This is a genomic window from Streptomyces sp. NPDC004051, assembly GCF_053604275.1.
This window is the reverse complement of the sequence record NZ_JBSGHG010000057.1, coordinates 1-17,629: the sequence shown is the minus strand read 5'-3', so window position 1 is coordinate 17,629 and position 17,629 is coordinate 1. Positions and strand designations below refer to the sequence as shown.

Below are 17,629 nucleotides of genomic sequence, written 5' to 3'. Positions count from 1 at the left end.
TCATGTGCGAAAACGCCCATATCCACTTCATACGGTACTCGGGTGGAGGCTGTCCCGCCCGGTTGCGGCGTTTGCGAGACTGGACCGGTGAGCAGCGCATCCTCCGGCCCCCGGGTCATCGCCGTCGTCGGTCCCACCGCAGCAGGAAAGTCCGATCTGGGCGTGTTCCTGGCCCGGCAACTCGGCGGTGAGGTGGTCAACGCCGACTCCATGCAGCTCTACCGGGGTATGGACATCGGCACCGCCAAGCTGACGCCCGAGGAGCGCGGGGGAGTCCCGCACCACCTCCTGGACATCTGGGACGTGACCGTCGCCGCCTCCGTCGCCGAGTACCAGCGTCTGGCCCGGGAGCGGATCGACGCCCTGCTCGCCGACGGACGCTGGCCCGTCCTGGTCGGGGGGTCCGGCCTCTACGTCCGCGGGGCCGTCGACCACCTCGAGTTCCCCGGCACCGACCCCGACGTCAGGTCGCGCCTGGAGGAGGAGCTCACCCTGCGGGGCTCCGGCGCGCTGCACGCCCGCCTGGCCGCCGCGGACCCCGAGGCCGCGCGGGCCATCCTGCCGAGCAACGGCCGCCGCATCGTCCGGGCGCTCGAGGTGATCGAGATCACCGGCCGTCCCTTCACCGCCAACCTCCCCGGCCACGACTCGGTCTACGACACCCTGCAGATCGGCGTCGACGTGGCCCGTCCCGAACTCGACGAGCGCATCGCCGGCCGGGTCGACCGGATGTGGGAGGCGGGTCTGGTGGACGAGGTGCGCGCACTGGAGGCGCAGGGGTTGCGTGAGGGGCGTACGGCCTCGCGTGCGCTCGGCTACCAGCAGGTCCTCGCGGCGCTCGCCGGGGAGTGCACCCTGGAGGAGGCGCGGTCGGAGACCGTGCGTGCCACGAAGCGCTTCGCGCGCCGTCAGGATTCATGGTTCAGGCGCGATCCGCGGGTGCACTGGTTGAGTGGGGCCGCGGCGGACCTCGGGGAACTTCCGCAGCTCGCGATGTCATTGGTCGAACGACCGGTTACAGCCTGATCACGTCATGGCATCGGGACGCCCAGGCCGTCATCCGGGCCTCTGACGCCGTGCCATCATCGAGCTTCGATCGACCAAGTGGAGTCCAAGTTGGGAGGGCGCGTGGCGATGGAGGCCGGCCCTCGCGACACCGCACACGGCACCGAACGCCTCACCACCGAGCAGGGTGCGCCGGGGCGGGAACCCGAGCGTCTCGACCCCGACCGTCTCAGCCCCGACGGGCCGGACGAGACGCAGGGCGGAGTGACCGACGACGGTCCCGAGCCGGACGAGATGTTCGCGGGCGGCGACGAGGTCGAGGTCGAGCTGCGCCCGCAGCGCCGGCTGCGCCTCTGGCAGCTCGCGCCCATCGTCGGCCTGGCCGCGCTCGGCTCGCTGATGTTCGCGTTCCCGCTCGCCTTCGACTTCGGCGACAGCGGCGCGGTGATCGCCATGCTGGGCCTGCTGATCTGCTCCTGCGCGGCCGGCTGGGGCATGGTGGCCGCCCGCAGGGTGGGCCACACCTGGCCGGGGCTGCCGGCCCGGAGCACCGGACGCAGACCCGACTGGCGGGTCGTGGCCGCCTACGCCGTGCTGGTCGCCGCGGTGGTGGCGCTGGCCGTCTGGCGGGTGGCCCGCCTCCGCTGACGCCCGCGGGACCGGCGGGGACGGGCCCTCGTGGCCACCCCGTACGATCGAGGGATGAGCACGCGGATCGCCTTCCTCAAGGGGCACGGCACCGAGAACGACTTCGTGATCGTCCCGGACCCCGAGAACGCCATCGACCTGCCCCCCGCCGTCGTCGCGGCCCTGTGCGACCGCCGTGCGGGCGTCGGCGGCGACGGACTGCTGCACGTGGTGCGCTCCGCGGCGCATCCCGAGGCACGGCACCTGGCCGCCGAGGCCGAGTGGTTCATGGACTACCGCAACGGCGACGGCTCGATCGCCGAGATGTGCGGCAACGGGGTGCGGGTGTTCGCGCGCTACCTCCAGCGGGCGGGGCACGTGGCCGAGGGGGACGTCGCGGTCGCCACGCGCGGGGGTGTGAAGACGGTGCACATCGCCAAGGCCGGGTCCGGTGGCGGCTCCGCCGAGGGTGACATCACCGTCGGCATGGGCCGGGCCCTGCTCCCCGACGGCGACGTCACCGTGAGCGTCGACGGGCGCAGTCGGCCGGCGCGGAACGTGAACATGGGCAACCCGCACGCCGTGGTTTTCGTGGACGACCTCGCGCAGGCCGGCGATCTGTTCACCGCGCCCTCCTACAGCCCCGCCTCGGCCTATCCGGACGGCGTCAACGTCGAGTTCGTGGCGGACCGGGGTCCGCGGCACGTGGCGCTGCGCGTCCATGAGCGCGGGGCCGGTGAGACCCGCTCGTGCGGCACGGGCGCCTGCGCTGTCGCGGTGGCCACCGCCCGCCGGGACGGCGCCGACCCGAGCGTCACCGGCACCCCGGTGACGTACACCGTGGATGTGCCCGGCGGCACCCTGGTGATCACCGAACGGCCCGACGGCGAGATCGAGATGACCGGACCCGCGGTGATCGTCGCCGAGGGAGTGATCGAGGCGGAGTGGCTGGAGAGCCTGCCCCGCTGAAGTGCGGGCCGGCTCGGTATCCCAGACGCGCGGGGGCGGGAAGCCGGCATCCGCGGGGTGCGGGGCGGGTTCCGGCTTCGAGAGCACGGTGCGCCGCCGGTCCCGTGGCCTGAAACCGCCGCAGTGCCGGGCTTCGCTCGATGGAGTGATCCGTTTCACGCTCGGCGGGAGGCGGTCGGTCGCACGGGCCGGGGTCGGTAGCATCAAGCACCGGCCCGGACGGGGGACGAACGCCGACCCCTGCGCCCGAGTCCGCCCTGGGGCACGCCCGTACGCCGGTCGACGCAGCCGGAGGTGCCCATGAACGCGGAGGCCGTGAATCCTGCGACCCCAAGCCCTGCGACCTCGGGGCACGCCACGCCCGCAGGGGCCCGCAGGAAGGCCCGCCCCCGGCTCGACCTGCGCCGACTGGGCCGTGCCGCGCTGCTCGGCCCCGCCTCCCGCGACCGGCTCCCCGACGCCATCGGCCATGTGGTCGACGCCCATCGCGCCCACCATCCCGACGCCGTCCTCGAACCCCTGCGCCAGGCCTATCTCCTGGCCGAGTCCTCGCACCGCGGCCAGATGCGCAAGAGCGGCGAGCCGTACATCACCCACCCGCTCGCCGTGACCCTGATCCTCGCCGAACTCGGCGCCGAGACCACGACCTTGACGGCATCCCTGCTCCACGACACCGTCGAGGACACGGAGGTGACGCTCGATCAGGTCCGGGAGCAGTTCGGTGAGGAGGTCGGCTACATCGTCGACGGCGTCACCAAGCTCGAGAAGGTCGACTACGGCGCCGCGGCCGAACCCGAGACCTTCCGCAAGATGCTCGTCGCCACCGGCAACGACGTCCGCGTGATGTCGATCAAGCTCGCCGACCGGCTGCACAACATGCGCACCCTCGGCGTCATGCGCCCCGCGAAACAGGAGCGCATCGCCAAGGTGACCCGGGACGTGCTCATCCCCCTCGCCGAGCGGCTCGGGGTCCAGGCGCTCAAGACGGAGCTCGAGGACCTGGTCTTCGCGATCCTGCACCCCGAGGAGAACGAGCACACACGCGAGCTGATCCTCCGCAACGCCTCCCGCCCGGACGACCCGCTCGCCGAGGTCGCCGACGAGGTGCGCGCGGTGCTGCGCGAGGCGGACATCCCCGCCGAGGTCCGCATCCGCCCCCGCCACTTCGTCTCCGTGCACCGGGTGTCCCGCAAACGCGGCCCGCTGCGCGGCGCAGACTTCGGCCGTCTGCTGGTGCTGGTGAACGAGGACGCCGACTGCTACGGGGTCCTGGGTGAGCTGCACACCTGCCTGACGCCGGTCGTCTCGGAGTTCAAGGACTTCATCGCCGTGCCCAAGTACAACCTGTACCAGTCGCTGCACACCGCGGTCGCCCGGGACGACGGCCAGGTCGTCGAAGTCCTCATCCGGACCCACCAGATGCACAAGGTCGCCGAGGCCGGCGTCGTCGCCCTGGGCAACCCGTACGCCGCCCCGGCCGAGGAACAGTCCGCGAGCGACGGCGAGCGCGTCGACCCGACCCGGCCCGGCTGGCTCTCCCGGCTCCTGGAGTGGCAGCGCGGCGCACCCGACCCCGCCACCTTCTGGTCCACCCTGCGCGAGGACCTCGCCCAGGACCGCGAGATCACCGTGTTCCGCCCCGACGGCGGCACGATCGGCCTGCCCGACGGGGCGACCTGCGTGGACGCCGCGTACGCGCAGTACGGGGAGGACGCGCACGCGTGCATCGGCGCCCGCGTCAACGGCCGTCTGGCGACGCTGAGCACCACGCTGAGGGACGGGGACACCGTCCAGCTCCTGATGGGACAGGATCCCGCCTCCGAGCCCTCCAGACAGTGGCTGGAGCACGCCCACACGCCTGCCGCGCGGATCGCCATTCAGCGCTGGCTGACCGCCCACCCCGAACGGAGCGACCCGCCGGCCGCCCGGTCCGAAGAGGCCCGGTCCGAGGAGGCCCGGTCCGAGGAGGCCCGGTGGGCCCCCCGCCCCGCCGACGAGCCCGCCGTGGCGCCCGGCCCCTCCACCGGCGCCCAGGTCCTGGCCGACCGGCCCGGCGCGACCGTACGGCTGGCCGGCTGCTGTACGCCCGTACCGGACGACGAGGTGACCGGCTTCGCCGTGCGCGGGGGCGCGGTCACCGTGCACCGGGTCGAGTGCGCCGCGGTGGCGCGGATGAAGAACGCGGGGCGCGCGGAGGTCGGCGTGCACTGGGGGGAGGGGGCCGAGTGCCGGGTCACGCTGGTCGCCGAATCGTTCGTCCGGCCGCACCTGCTCGCGGACCTCACCGAGGCCATGGCCCTGGAAGGCGCCGAGATCGTCTCCGCGACCGTCGAGCCGCCGACCCAGCAGCAGGTGCGGCACACGTACACCGTGCAGCTGCCCGACGCCGCGCACCTGCCCGCCCTCATGCGCGCGATGCGCAACGTGGCCGGTGTGTACGACGTGAGCCGGGCCAAGCCGCAGCCCCAGGGCGCCTGACGGCACACGCGCGGGCGGCTCCGCCGCCGTGTGTCCCGCCGTCCGAATGCCCCGCCGTGGGCCCACCCGATCGGGTGGGGCGGGAGCGCGCCGTCGCCGAGGCGTCCGTGCGCACTGGTAGCCGTGGGCCATGCCGCCCACTCCCCACGTCCCGACCGCTCCCGGCCCGGCCTCCGACCTTCCGGCCTCCGACCGTCCGTCCGTTCCCGGCCCGTCCGTTCCCGGCCCGTCCGTTCCCGGCCCGTCCGTCCCCGGTCCGTCCGTCCCCGGTCCGTCCGCTCACGGCGCGACCGCCCGCGCCGTGGTGCCCCGTGGCCGTCCACGACGGACGTCCGCCGCGCTGCTCGCGTCGGCCGTCTCCGTCTGCCTCCTCGCCGCGAGTGCCCCGGCCACGCCGCTGGGCATCGGCGACCGCCTCTTCCCGCACCTGGGCAACCCCGGGTACGACGTGGCCTCGTACGACCTGGCCCTCAGCTATCCCGGCGCCAACGACAAGGCGCTCCAGGCCACCACGACGATCGTCGCCCGGTTGACCGCGGACCTGGACCGGATCAACCTCGACTTCGCCCACGGCACGGTCCGCTCGGTCGAGGTCGACGGGGCCCCGGCCGCCTTCACCACTGCCGGGGAGGACCTCGTGATCACGCCCGAGGGCGGCCTGGACGCGGGCGAACGGACCCGCATCACCGTGCGGCACACCAGCGATCCGGTGCCGGCCGAGGGCCGCGACGGCGGCTGGGTGCGCACCGCGGACGGCCTCGCCATGGCCAACCAGGCCGACGCCGCGCACCTGGTGTTCCCGTGCAACGACCACCCGTCCGACAAGGCGATGTTCACCTTCCGCATCACCGCCCCCGAGGGGCACACGGCCGTCGCCAACGGCCGGCCGGCCGGTGTGGACCGCGCCCGCGGAGCGACCACCTGGACGTACCGCACCCTGCACCCCATGGCCACCGAACTCGCCCAGGTGTCCATCGGCCGCTCCACGGTCCTGCACCGCACCGGTCCGCAGGGGCTGCCGCTGCGCGACGTCGTGCCCACGAGACACCGCGAGGAGCTCGAACCGTGGCTGGCGAGGACTCCCGACCAGATCGCCTGGATGGAGGCCAGGGTCGGCCGCTACCCCTTCGAGACGTACGGCCTGCTCATGGCCGACGCCTCCACCGGCTTCGCACTCGAGACCCAGACGCTCTCCCTCTTCGAGAGGGACTTGTTCACCGAGCCCGGCGCCCCCGCGTGGTACGTCGAGTCGATCATGATGCACGAGCTCGCCCACCAGTGGTTCGGCAACAGCGTCAGTCCTCGCACCTGGTCCGACCTGTGGCTCGGCGAGGGACACGCCACCTGGTACGAGGCGCTGTACGCGCAGGAGAGGTCCGGCCCGTCCCTCGACGCCCGGATGAAGGCCGCCTACGAGGCCTCCGACCGCTGGCGCGCGCAGGGCGGACCCCCGGCCGCCCCCAAGGCCCCGGAACCCGGCCAGAAGATCGGCATCTTCAGGCCGAACGTCTACGCCGGAGCCGCGCTCGTGCTGTACGCCCTGCGCGAGGAGATCGGCCGCACCGCCTTCGAACGCCTGCAACGTCTCTGGGTGACCCACCACCGGAACGGCACGGCCACCACCGCCGACTTCGTCCGGCTCGCCTCCGAGGTCGCGGAACGGGACCTGGCGGAATTCCTGGAGCCCTGGCTCTACGACTCGAAGACCCCGCCGATGCCCGGCCACCCGGACTGGAGGTCCACGACCTCTGCGACCGAGTCCGGCGCCGGGTTTACGAGACCGCTCGCGCCGGTCGAGCATCGACCGGGCGGGGACCGGGAACAAACACGATGACGAGACGCCCCGTGCCGTGTCACCATCGTCAGGTCGCCGCGGCGCGGGTGACGGGAATCTCCCGGCAGGCTCGTGCGTTGTGAAGGGTGACGGCCGCACTCCGCCGCCACCTGCGGCATCCCATCGACGTAAGGACCCAATGACCTCCTCTTCTTCCCCTTCCCAGGACACCAAGCGCCTCGCGCAGACCTACCCCGAGGGCCTCCGGGCCGATGCCCTGATGGAAGAGGACGTCGCCTGGAGCCCCGAGATCGACGGAGAGCGGGACGGCGACCAGTTCGACCGCACCGAGCGCGCGTCCCTGCGCCGCGTTGCAGGCCTCTCCACCGAACTCGAGGACGTCACCGAGGTCGAGTACCGGCAGCTCCGTCTGGAGCGGGTCGTGCTCGTCGGCGTGTGGACATCGGGAACCGCGCAGGACGCCGAGAACTCCCTCGCGGAGCTCGCGGCCCTGGCGGAGACGGCGGGCGCGCTGGTGCTCGACGGCATGATCCAGCGTCGGGACAAGCCCGACGCGGCGACCTACATCGGCTCCGGCAAGGCCGGGGAGCTGCGTGACATCGTCCTCGAGACGGGCGCCGACACGGTCGTCTGCGACGGTGAGCTGAGCCCCGGCCAGCTGATCCACCTCGAGGACGTCGTCAAGGTCAAGGTCGTCGACCGCACGGCCCTGATCCTGGACATCTTCGCCCAGCACGCCCAGTCCCGAGAGGGCAAGGCGCAGGTCGCGCTCGCACAGATGCAGTACATGCTGCCGAGGCTGCGCGGCTGGGGTCAGTCGCTGTCCCGGCAGATGGGCGGCGGCACGGGCGGCGGGCTCGCCACCCGCGGCCCCGGTGAGACCAAGATCGAGACCGACCGGCGCCGGATCCGCGAGAAGATGGCGAAAATGCGCCGGGAGATCGCGGAGATGAAGACCGGCCGCGACATCAAGCGCCAGGAACGCCGGCGCAACAAGGTGCCGTCCGTCGCCATCGCGGGCTACACCAACGCGGGCAAGTCCTCCCTGCTCAACCGCCTCACGGGCGCGGGCGTACTGGTCGAGAACGCCCTGTTCGCGACCCTCGACCCGACCGTGCGCCGGGCCGAGACACCGAGCGGACGGCTCTACACGCTGGCCGACACCGTCGGTTTCGTCCGCCATCTGCCGCACCATCTGGTCGAGGCGTTCCGCTCCACCATGGAGGAGGTCGGCGACGCCGATCTGATCCTGCACGTGGTGGACGGTGCGCACCCCGCTCCGGAGGAGCAGCTGGCTGCCGTGCGCGAGGTGATCAGGGACGTCGGCGCCACCGACGTGCCCGAGATCGTCGTGATCAACAAGGCCGACGCGGCCGACCCGCTGACACTCCAGCGGCTGCTGCGGACGGAGAAGCGCTCCATCGCGGTCTCGGCCCGCACCGGGCAGGGCATCGAGGAACTGCTCGCCTACATCGACGACGAGCTGCCCCGCCCGGCGGTGGAGATCGAGGCGCTCGTGCCGTACACGCACGGCAAGCTGGTCGCCCGCGCCCATGACGAGGGCGAGGTGATCTCCGAGGAGCACACCCCGGAGGGCACCCTGATCAAGGTGCGGGTGCACGAGGAACTGGCGGCGGAACTCACGCCGTACCTCCTCACGTCGGCCGCCCACTGAGCCGGCGGCCCGCGGTGTGACGCGATGGCCCGCCCCCTGCTCCGGCAGGGGGCGGGCCGTCCGCGTGTGCGGTCACCGGCCGCCGTGGGTCCTGCCCGAGTTCCGGCACGACGACCCGGCGTCCCGGCCCGGCCGCGGGCCCGCGGGCCGGGTGACGTCGAGCGGACCGACGCCCGCCCCGGGCGCGCGGAGCACACGGGAGCGGGCACCTCGGTCACTGTCCGGCGAACTTGTCGCTGACCGCGTCGTAGACGCCCTTGGCCTCCTCGCCCAGCCGGGGACCGGCCAGCCAGCCCGAGGTCACCGGGCCGATGGAGGTGTTGGACACCAGAGCGGGCTTGCCGTCCGAGCCCGCCGCGACCCAGCCGCCACCGGACGAACCGGCCGTCATGCTGCATCCGATCCGGTACATCGTCGGCTCGGACGTGTGGAGCGAGAGCCGGCCCGGCCGGTCCTCGCAGCTGAACAGCTTCTGGCCGTCGTACGGAGTCCCGGCCGGGTAACCGGTCGCGGTCATGCTCTCCACGTCGGGTGCCGCCGGGGCGTTGAAGTCCACCGGCAGCGCCGAACCGACCGTCTCCTCCAGCGACTTGCCGTCGCCGCCCTTCTCCGGCGTCACATGGATGACCGCGAAGTCGTACGAGGCGCCGTCGCCACCGGTCGAACCGCCCTGCTCGATCCACTGGTCGGAGGTCTGCGCCCAGTCACCCCACCAGACGCCGTACGGAGCGACCTCCTCCTTGGCGACGCCCTCGAGTTCCGCCGTCGGCCTGCCCGCGTCGTTGTACGACGGCACGAAGGCGATGTTGCGGTACCAGCCGCCCTCCTTGCCGGCGTGCACACAGTGGCCGGCCGTCCACACCATGTTGGACTTGCCCGGGTTGGCGGGGTCCTGCACCACGGTGGCGGAGCACACCATGGTGCCCTCCGGGGAGTCGAAGAACACCTTGCCGGCCGTGGGGGCGTTGGCGTGGTAGGAAGGCGGCACGGCCTGCGCCTGCACCGGCTCCGGCGTCGGGTCGGTCACCCCCTGGTCGCCGGAGATGTCGCTCTCGTCGACCTCCTGCTCCGGCTCCTCCGCGTCCCGCATGCGCTCCGGGTCCCACAGGCCCTCGATGATCGGGTTGATGTAGTCGTTGGCCTCACGCAGCCAGTCGTCCTGGTCCCAGTTCTTCCACTCGCCGTTCCGCCACTTGTCGACATCGATCCCGTGCTCCTTGAGCCGGTCCTTGATGTCGTCCGGAATCGTGATCTTGCCGTCGCCGGCCGCGGCGGCGTCGTCGGCCGCGGTGTCCTCGCTCGAACCGCAGGCGGTCGCCGTGAGCGCGAGCACCGAGGCGAGCGCGAGGGCGGTCAGCACGCGGGAGGTTCCGCGGCGCGTCCTCCCGCTTCGGCGAGTGGTGGACGACGGCCGTATGGATCGCATGATCTGACTCCCCCTGCTGTGGACGAACGTGGTGCTTCGGCCGTGCTCACATCCTGGACTCGAGCGGAGTACGGAGCGAACACACGATCACCGGGAACGGCACCACAGACTATGCGCTCGCTGTGCGGGACGACCGACGGAGGGGCAACGGTTTCGCTACGAGCGTTCTGACCTGGCCGGTCTCCGGGCCCCACCGCTGTGACGCCTCACCGGGCACGGTCCGTCGTCCCCCGTGAGAGGAGCAACGACCTCCGGATTCAACGGACTTCGTGGCGGGATCGCTCCGTCCGGCCCGGCTCCGGCGCCTTCCCGGCGGTCACGGAGGGCATGATTGTCGGTGCCGGGCCGTAGGGTGGTCGCGCTATGACGAAGCCCTCACTCCCTGAACTCCTGCACGCCGCCGTCACCGCCGTCGGCGGCACGGAGCGCCCCGGCCAGGTGACCATGGCCGAAGCCGTCGCCGAGGCGATCGACGACGCCTCTCATCTGCTGGTCCAGGCCGGCACCGGCACCGGAAAGTCGCTCGGCTATCTGGTGCCCGCGCTCGCCCAGGGGGAGAGAGTCGTCGTGGCGACGGCGACGCTGGCCCTGCAGCGCCAGCTCGTGGAGCGCGACCTTCCGCGCGCGGTGGAGGCGTTGCATCCGCTGTTGCGCCGCCGCCCGGAGTTCGCGATGCTCAAGGGCCGCTCCAACTACCTGTGCCTGCACCGTCTCCACGAAGGCGTACCGCAGGACGAGGAGGAGGGCCTCTTCGACCAGTTCGAGGCGGCCGCCCCCACCAGCAAGCTGGGCCAGGACCTGCTGCGCCTGCGTGACTGGGCGGACGAGACGGAGACCGGCGACCGGGACGACCTCACGCCGGGCGTCTCCGACCGGGCCTGGTCCCAGGTGTCGGTGTCGTCCCGGGAGTGCCTGGGCGCCACGAAGTGCGCCTACGGCGCTGAGTGCTTCGCGGAGACGGCCCGTGAGCGGGCCAAATTGGCCGAGATCGTCGTCACCAACCACGCACTCCTCGCGATCGACGCGATCGAGGGCGCTCCGGTGCTCCCGCAGCACGAGGTGCTGATCGTCGACGAGGCCCATGAACTGGTCTCCCGGGTCACCGGGGTCGCCACGGGGGAGCTCACCCCCGGCCAGGTCAACCGGGCGGTGCGCCGTGCCGCGAAACTCGTCGACGAGAAGGCCGCCGACCAGCTGCAGACCGCGGCCGAAGGCTTCGAACGCCTGATGGAGCTGGCCCTCCCCGGCCGACTGGAGGAGATCCCGGAGGACCTCGGATACGCGCTCATGGCGCTGCGCGACGCGTGCCGGACCGTCATCTCCGCCATCGGGAACACCCGCGACAAGTCCGTCCAGGACGAGGACGCGGTCCGCAAACAGGCGCTGGCCTCGGTGGAGAGCGTGCACGACGTGGCGGAGCGGATCACCAACGGCTCCGAGTGGGACGTCGTCTGGTACGAGCGCCACGAGCCCCGCGGCGGAGCCGCATACCGGCACAGCGGCGCCTCTCTGCGGGTCGCCCCCATGTCCGTCTCCGGTCTGCTGCGCGAGAAGCTCTTCACCGACCGCTCCGTGGTCCTGACGTCCGCGACCCTGAAACTGGGCGGCGACTTCAACGGCGTGGGGGCCTCCCTGGGGCTCGGCCCCGAGGGCGCCGAAGGGGACGACCTGCCGCAGTGGAAGGGCGTCGACGTCGGCTCGCCGTTCGACTACCCCCGGCAGGGCATCCTCTACGTCGCGAAGCACCTGGCGCGCCCGGCCCGTGACGGCGACCGCGCGGACATGCTGGACGAGCTCACCGAGCTGATCCAGGCGGCGGGCGGCCGCACCCTGGGGCTGTTCTCCTCGATGCGGGCCGCCCAGCTCGCCGCCGAGGAACTACGTTCCCGGATCCCGGAGTTCCCGATCCTCCTCCAGGGCGAGGAGACGCTCGGCGAACTGATCAAGAACTTCGCGGCCGACCCCAAGACCTGCCTGTTCGGCACGTTGTCGCTCTGGCAGGGCGTCGATGTGCCCGGCCCCAGTTGCCAACTTGTCGTCATGGACAAGATCCCGTTCCCGCGCCCGGACGACCCGTTGATGAGCGCCCGCCAGAAGGCCGTGGAGGAGGCGGGCGGCAACGGCTTCATGGCGGTCGCCGCCACCCACGCGGCACTGCTGATGGCGCAGGGCGCCGGCCGTCTCGTCCGGGCCACGGGCGACCGCGGTGTGGTCGCCGTACTGGACCAGCGGCTGGCGACGGCCCGCTACGGAAGCTATCTGAAGGCCTCGCTGCCCGACTTCTGGTTCACCACGGACCGGAACCAGGTCAGGAAATCCCTGGCCGCGATCGACGAGGCGGCGAAGCGGGCCGAGACCGGGGCGGAAGCACCGGTGGAGGTGGAGTGACAGCGGGTCGGCCTGTCACGGATCGCGGCCACAGAGCCGAACGGTCCGGATGGCCCGAACGGCCCGGACAGCACAGGGCCCCGGAACCGGCGCAGGGGTCCCGGGGCCCGGTCGGAGGGCGGGGCCGGACTGGAGCGGCCCCGCGCCGGACTCAGACGCGGCGCAGAACGGCCACCACCTTGCCCAGGATGGTCGCGTCGTCGCCCGGGATCGGCTCGTAGGCCGCGTTGTGCGGGATGAGCCAGACGTGGCCGTCCTCGCGCTTGAAGCGCTTGACGGTGGCCTCGCCGTCGAGCATCGCCGCCACGATGTCACCGTTCTCGGCGACGGGCTGGCGGCGGACCGTGACCCAGTCGCCGTCGCAGATCGCGGCCTCGATCATGGAGTCGCCGATCACCTTCAGGACGAACAGCTCGCCGTCACCGACGAGTTGCCGGGGGAGAGGGAAGACGTCCTCGACCGACTCCTCGGCGAGGATGGGGCCACCGGCGGCGATACGGCCCACCAGGGGGACGTACGACGCGGCCGGCTTGCCCGCGGTGTCCGCGGGCTGCACGGAGGCGGCCTGGTCGGAGCCGCGCACCTCGTAGGCGCGGGGGCGGTGCGGGTCGCGACGCAGGAATCCCTTGCGCTCCAGAGCCATCAGCTGGTGCGCCACGGATGACGTGCTGGAGAGGCCGACCGCCTGGCCGATCTCGCGCATCGACGGCGGATAGCCGCGGCGCTGCACCGAGTCCCTGATGACTTCGATGACCCGGCGCTGGCGGTCGGTGAGTCCGGAGCTGTCCGCCCGGATGCCGGGAGGTCGGCCCGGCAGGGAGCGCTTGGGTCCCTCGGGATGCGCGGTTTCGCTCATCGCATGCACCGGCTCGAGCCGGCCCGGCGAGCGGTCCTGGGCAGCGATGCTGGCGCTGTCGGCGGTGGTGGTCACGTCGGCCCCTCTCGATGGTCTCCCTGCAGGACAACGGTAGTAGCTTTCGAAAGGTTGCGCCAAACACACGTTCGAGTGAAAAATCGCGAATTACGTTATGGGATCGCGTGCTGAGGTGTATTGGCGGCGAGGGTTCCGTCGGACGGCCGGACCTGTGATGTGCTTCCCGGCCGGACTTCCCGCCGTCGAGGTGACGGCCCCCCGGTCGCCGGGCCAGTCTGCCACCGGGCGTCCCGCGGCACGGGGCGGCCCCGCCCCCTTCGGGAGCCGCGTGCGCGCTCCTCTCCGCGGGTGCGACGTCCCCCGCTCTCCCCGCGTGTCGGTGTGATCGGCGCGTCGGGGCGACGCGCGGCTGCGAGCCCCGGCGGCGGGGAAGGCGCCCCGCACAGGGGCCGTGCGGGCGGCTGTGCGAGGGCTCGGCCGGGCGTCGGGTGCCCGGATTCGAGTGACACGCGTACGGGAGTGCATGTATGAGCCAATCCCCACATCTAGTGGTTGGATTGCACTAGCTACCCAGAAGTTGTGGTCCCCCGGGTCTTGAGGCCCCCGGAGATCGCCTATGCTGGAGCAGCTTCGTGAGGCCGGGCAGGCCTCGTGGGGCCATGGAGTCTGCTGTGAGGGAGGGTTGGGATTTCATGCACTGCCCTTTCTGCAGGCACTCCGACAGCCGGGTCGTCGACAGTCGTACGACCGACGACGGCACGTCGATCCGCAGGCGCCGCCAGTGCCCTGACTGCTCCCGTCGTTTCACGACCGTGGAGACGTGCTCGCTCATGGTGGTCAAGCGGTCCGGGGTCACCGAGCCGTTCAGTCGCACCAAGGTCATCAACGGTGTGCGCAAGGCGTGCCAGGGGCGTCCCGTCACCGAGGACGCGCTCGCCCAGCTCGGCCAACGGGTCGAAGAGGCGGTGCGGGCCACCGGGAGCGCCGAGCTGACCACCCATGACGTGGGGCTGGCCATACTCGGTCCGCTGCAGGAGCTCGACCTCGTCGCCTACCTGCGGTTCGCGTCCGTCTACCGGGCGTTCGAGTCGCTGGAGGACTTCGAGGCCGCGATCGCGGAACTCAGGCAGGTGGGGCGTTCCGGCGCGGACGACGGAGACCGCGAAGGGGCTGTCGTGGGGAGCCGGGAAGACGGCAGCGGGTCCGGAGGGACTGCCCAGGTCCCGGAACCCGCTCCGACCGCCGGCTGACCGGCGGTCCCCGCCCGGCCGACGGCCGGGCGCGGCCGGACGGCGGCGACGAGAAGATCTGTTGCGGGTGATGCCAGTGGGGCGCCCGCGGCGTTGGACAAAAACCGTGTCACCGGAACATCGGGGCACTTCAGGGCGTTTTCGCCCGTACAGGGAGGCGGCATGACAGAGACGGCGAGCGGTCCGACACGGAGTTCCCGGGCCAAGAGCACCAAGCCCGGCAAGGGACTGCGGGTCGAGCGCATCCACACCACTCCCGGGGTCCACCCCTACGACGAGGTGGTCTGGGAGCGCCGTGACGTCGTCATGACCAACTGGCGCGACGGCTCGGTCAACTTCGAGCAGCGTGGCGTCGAGTTCCCCGAGTTCTGGTCGGTGAACGCGGTCAACATCGTCACCAGCAAGTACTTCCGCGGTGCCGTGGGCACCCCGCAGCGCGAGACCGGCCTCAAGCAGCTGATCGACCGCATCGTGAAGACGTACCGGAAGGCGGGCGAGGACCACAAGTACTTCGCGTCGCCCGCCGACGCCGAGATCTTCGAGCACGAGCTGGCCTACGCCCTGCTGCACCAGATCTTCAGCTTCAACAGCCCCGTCTGGTTCAACGTCGGCACCAAGCAGCCCCAGCAGGTCTCCGCCTGCTTCATCCTGTCCGTCGACGACTCCATGGAGTCGATCCTCGACTGGTACAAGGAAGAGGGCATGATCTTCAAGGGCGGCTCCGGCGCCGGCCTGAACCTCTCCCGCATCCGCTCCTCCAAGGAGCTGCTCTCCTCCGGCGGCAACGCCTCCGGTCCGGTCTCCTTCATGCGCGGCGCCGACGCGTCCGCCGGCACCATCAAGTCCGGCGGCGCCACCCGCCGGGCCGCCAAGATGGTCGTTCTCGACGTGGACCACCCCGACATCGAGGGGTTCATCGAGACGAAGGTCAAGGAGGAGGAGAAGATCCGCGTCCTGCGCGACGCGGGCTTCGACATGGACCTGGGCGGCGACGACATCGCCTCCGTCCAGTACCAGAACGCCAACAACTCGGTCCGCGTGAACGACGAGTTCATGAACGCGGTCCAGCAGGGCGGCCAGTTCGGTCTCCGGGCCAGGATGACCGGTGAGGTCATCGAGGAGGTCGACGCCAAGGCGCTCTTCCGCAAGATCGCCGAGGCCGCCTGGGCCTGCGCCGACCCGGGCATCCAGTACGACGACACGATCAACAACTGGCACACCTGCCCCGAGTCCGGCCGGATCACCGCGTCGAACCCGTGCAGCGAGTACATGCACCTGGACAACACGTCCTGCAACCTGGCCTCGCTGAACCTGATGAAGTTCCTCAAGGACGACGGCAAGGGCACCCAGTCCTTCGAGACCGAGCGCTTCCAGAAGGTCGTCGAGCTGGTCATCACCGCGATGGACATCTCGATCTGCTTCGCGGACTTCCCCACCCAGAAGATCGGCGAGAACACGCGCGCGTTCCGCCAGCTCGGCATCGGCTACGCCAACCTCGGCGCCCTGCTGATGGCCACCGGCCACGCCTACGACTCGGACGGCGGCCGCGCCCTCGCGGGTGCGATCACCTCGCTGATGACCGGCACCGCCTACCGGCGTTCCGCGGAACTGGCCGCGGTGGTCGGCCCGTACGACGGCTACGCCCGTAACGCCGACGCCCACAAGCGCGTCATGAAGCAGCACTTCGACGCCAACGGCGCGGCCGTGCGCATGGACGACCTGGACAGCCCGGTGTGGGCCGCCGCCACCGAGGCGTGGCAGGACGTGGTGCGCCTCGGCGACAAGAACGGCTTCCGCAACTCCCAGGCGTCCGTGCTCGCCCCGACCGGCACCATCGGTCTGGCGATGTCCTGCGACACCACCGGTGTCGAGCCCGACCTCGCCCTGGTCAAGTTCAAGAAGCTGGTCGGCGGCGGTTCGATGCAGATCGTCAACGGCACCGTCCCGCAGGCCCTGCGCCGCCTGGGCTACCAGGAGGAGCAGATCGAGGCGATCGTCGCCCACATCGCCGACCACGGCAACGTGATCAACGCCCCCGGCCTCAAGCACGAGCACTACGAGGTGTTCGACTGCGCCATGGGCGAGCGCGCCATCTCCCCGATGGGCCACGTCCGCATGATGGCCGCGATCCAGCCCTGGATCTCCGGCGCGATCTCCAAGACGGTCAACATGCCGGAGACGGCGACCGTCGAAGAGGTCGAGGAGATCTACTTCGAGGCCTGGAAGCTGGGCGTCAAGGCGCTCGCCATCTACCGCGACAACTGCAAGGTGGGCCAGCCGCTCTCCGCCAAGAAGAAGGACGAGAAGGCGGAGGTCACCGAGAAGGCCGAGGAGACGATCCGCGCCGCGGTCGAGAAGGTGGTCGAGTACCGCCCGGTCCGCAAGCGTCTCCCGAAGGGGCGTCCCGGCATCACCACCTCCTTCACCGTCGGTGGAGCCGAGGGCTACATGACGGCCAATTCCTACCCGGACGACGGGCTCGGCGAGGTGTTCCTGAAGATGTCCAAGCAGGGCTCGACCCTCGCGGGCATGATGGACGCCTTCTCCATCGCGGTCTCCGTCGGCCTCCAGTACGGCGTCCCGCTGGAGACGTACGTCTCGAAGTTCACCAACATGCGTTTCGAGCCGGCCGGTATGACGGACGACCCGGACGTGCGGATGGCGCAGTCCATCGTCGACTACATCTTCCGCCGGCTGGCACTGGACTTCCTGCCCTTCGAGACGCGCTCCGCGCTCGGCATCCACTCCGCCGAGGAGCGTCAGCGCCACCTCGAGACCGGTTCCTACGAGCAGGCCCTCGACGAGGTCGAACTCGACGTCGAGAGCCTGGCCCAGTCCGCCCCGCGGACCCAGGACCTGAAGGCGGTCGCCACGCCGAAGGCCGAGGCGGAGGCGGTCAAGCCCGCGCCGCAGCAGGCGCACACCAGCGCCGAACTGGTCGAGATGCAGCTGGGCATCCAGGCCGACGCCCCGCTCTGCTTCTCCTGCGGCACGAAGATGCAGCGGGCCGGCTCCTGCTACATCTGCGAGGGCTGCGGCTCGACCAGCGGGTGCAGCGCAGCGCGGCGTTCCGGGAAGTGCGCAGCCGCTACCGGAGGTTCGTGGTCCCGGCGGTCGCCGTCTTCTGCGCCTGGTACGTGGC

Annotated in this window: 10 protein-coding genes and 2 pseudogenes; 10 read left to right on the top strand and 2 right to left on the bottom strand. The window is 71.4% G+C overall.

Annotated features, from left to right (window positions below; genetic code table 11):
• Positions 1 to 87: 87 nt before the first annotated feature.
• The 6 genes from miaA to hflX all read left to right on the top strand — a co-directional run bounded on the left by miaA (position 88) and on the right by hflX (position 8,549).
• Entirely contained in the window at positions 88 to 1,026 is a 939-nt protein-coding gene (gene miaA, locus ACWEQO_RS33005) for a tRNA (adenosine(37)-N6)-dimethylallyltransferase MiaA (protein WP_361461578.1), read from the top strand.
• Between the two features lie 108 nt (positions 1,027 to 1,134).
• Positions 1,135 to 1,653 (top strand): hypothetical protein, encoded by a 519-nt coding sequence (locus ACWEQO_RS33000; RefSeq protein ID WP_361461600.1) that lies wholly within the window; start codon positions 1,135 to 1,137, stop codon positions 1,651 to 1,653.
• A 54-nt stretch (positions 1,654 to 1,707) separates the two neighbouring features.
• Positions 1,708 to 2,601: a diaminopimelate epimerase gene (gene dapF, locus ACWEQO_RS32995; RefSeq protein WP_452986269.1), complete on the top strand. Its 894-nt coding sequence runs from the start codon at positions 1,708 to 1,710 to the stop codon at positions 2,599 to 2,601.
• Between the two features lie 300 nt (positions 2,602 to 2,901).
• Entirely contained in the window at positions 2,902 to 5,079 is a 2,178-nt protein-coding gene (locus ACWEQO_RS32990) for a RelA/SpoT family protein (RefSeq protein ID WP_452986268.1), read from the top strand.
• 130 nt (positions 5,080 to 5,209) lie between these two features.
• Positions 5,210 to 6,913, top strand: a complete 1,704-nt coding sequence (locus ACWEQO_RS32985; RefSeq protein WP_452986267.1) for a M1 family aminopeptidase — start codon at positions 5,210 to 5,212, stop codon at positions 6,911 to 6,913.
• A 139-nt stretch (positions 6,914 to 7,052) separates the two neighbouring features.
• Positions 7,053 to 8,549, top strand: a complete 1,497-nt coding sequence (gene hflX, locus ACWEQO_RS32980; protein ID WP_361461587.1) for a GTPase HflX — start codon at positions 7,053 to 7,055, stop codon at positions 8,547 to 8,549.
• 214 nt (positions 8,550 to 8,763) lie between these two features.
• Here hflX and ACWEQO_RS32975 read toward each other — a convergent pair whose 3' ends face one another.
• Positions 8,764 to 9,975, bottom strand: coding sequence for a hypothetical protein (locus ACWEQO_RS32975; protein WP_452986266.1), 1,212 nt, complete (start codon positions 9,973 to 9,975; stop codon positions 8,764 to 8,766).
• Positions 9,976 to 10,338: 363 nt separating this feature from the next.
• On the opposite strand from ACWEQO_RS32975, the gene ACWEQO_RS32970 reads away from it, so the two are divergent.
• Positions 10,339 to 12,363 (top strand): ATP-dependent DNA helicase, encoded by a 2,025-nt coding sequence (locus ACWEQO_RS32970; RefSeq protein WP_452986265.1) that lies wholly within the window; start codon positions 10,339 to 10,341, stop codon positions 12,361 to 12,363.
• Positions 12,364 to 12,514: 151 nt separating this feature from the next.
• Here the strand turns inward: ACWEQO_RS32970 and lexA are convergent, their stop codons facing one another.
• Positions 12,515 to 13,294 carry a transcriptional repressor LexA gene (lexA, locus tag ACWEQO_RS32965; RefSeq protein ID WP_361461595.1) on the bottom strand — a complete coding sequence of 260 codons (780 nt, stop codon included), beginning with the start codon at positions 13,292 to 13,294 and terminating at the stop codon, positions 12,515 to 12,517.
• A 635-nt stretch (positions 13,295 to 13,929) separates the two neighbouring features.
• On the opposite strand from lexA, the gene nrdR reads away from it, so the two are divergent.
• From nrdR to ACWEQO_RS32950, 3 genes and pseudogenes are all read left to right on the top strand, one after another.
• A complete protein-coding gene (gene nrdR, locus ACWEQO_RS32960) occupies positions 13,930 to 14,487 on the top strand; it encodes a transcriptional regulator NrdR (protein ID WP_361461597.1) in 558 nt (185 codons plus the stop codon).
• Positions 14,488 to 14,649: 162 nt separating this feature from the next.
• Positions 14,650 to 17,544: pseudogene (locus ACWEQO_RS32955) on the top strand (vitamin B12-dependent ribonucleotide reductase); the annotation flags it as partial.
• Positions 17,538 to 17,629, top strand: a pseudogene (locus ACWEQO_RS32950) (DUF485 domain-containing protein); the annotation flags it as partial. The pseudogenes ACWEQO_RS32955 and ACWEQO_RS32950, both read left to right, overlap by 7 nt.

What these genes read in the sequence shown, in the direction of transcription:
- dapF (WP_452986269.1), top strand. Translation starts at nt 1,708, where the DNA reads ATGAGCACGCGGATCGCCTTCCTCAAGGGGCACGGCACCGAGAACGAC.
- ACWEQO_RS32990 (WP_452986268.1), top strand. Translation starts at nt 2,902, where the DNA reads ATGAACGCGGAGGCCGTGAATCCTGCGACCCCAAGCCCTGCGACCTCG.
- ACWEQO_RS33000 (WP_361461600.1), top strand. Translation starts at nt 1,135, where the DNA reads ATGGAGGCCGGCCCTCGCGACACCGCACACGGCACCGAACGCCTCACC.
- nrdR (WP_361461597.1), top strand. Translation starts at nt 13,930, where the DNA reads ATGCACTGCCCTTTCTGCAGGCACTCCGACAGCCGGGTCGTCGACAGT.
- ACWEQO_RS32975 (WP_452986266.1), bottom strand. Translation starts at nt 9,975, where the DNA reads ATGCGATCCATACGGCCGTCGTCCACCACTCGCCGAAGCGGGAGGACG.
- ACWEQO_RS32985 (WP_452986267.1), top strand. Translation starts at nt 5,210, where the DNA reads ATGCCGCCCACTCCCCACGTCCCGACCGCTCCCGGCCCGGCCTCCGAC.
- hflX (WP_361461587.1), top strand. Translation starts at nt 7,053, where the DNA reads ATGACCTCCTCTTCTTCCCCTTCCCAGGACACCAAGCGCCTCGCGCAG.
- ACWEQO_RS32970 (WP_452986265.1), top strand. Translation starts at nt 10,339, where the DNA reads ATGACGAAGCCCTCACTCCCTGAACTCCTGCACGCCGCCGTCACCGCC.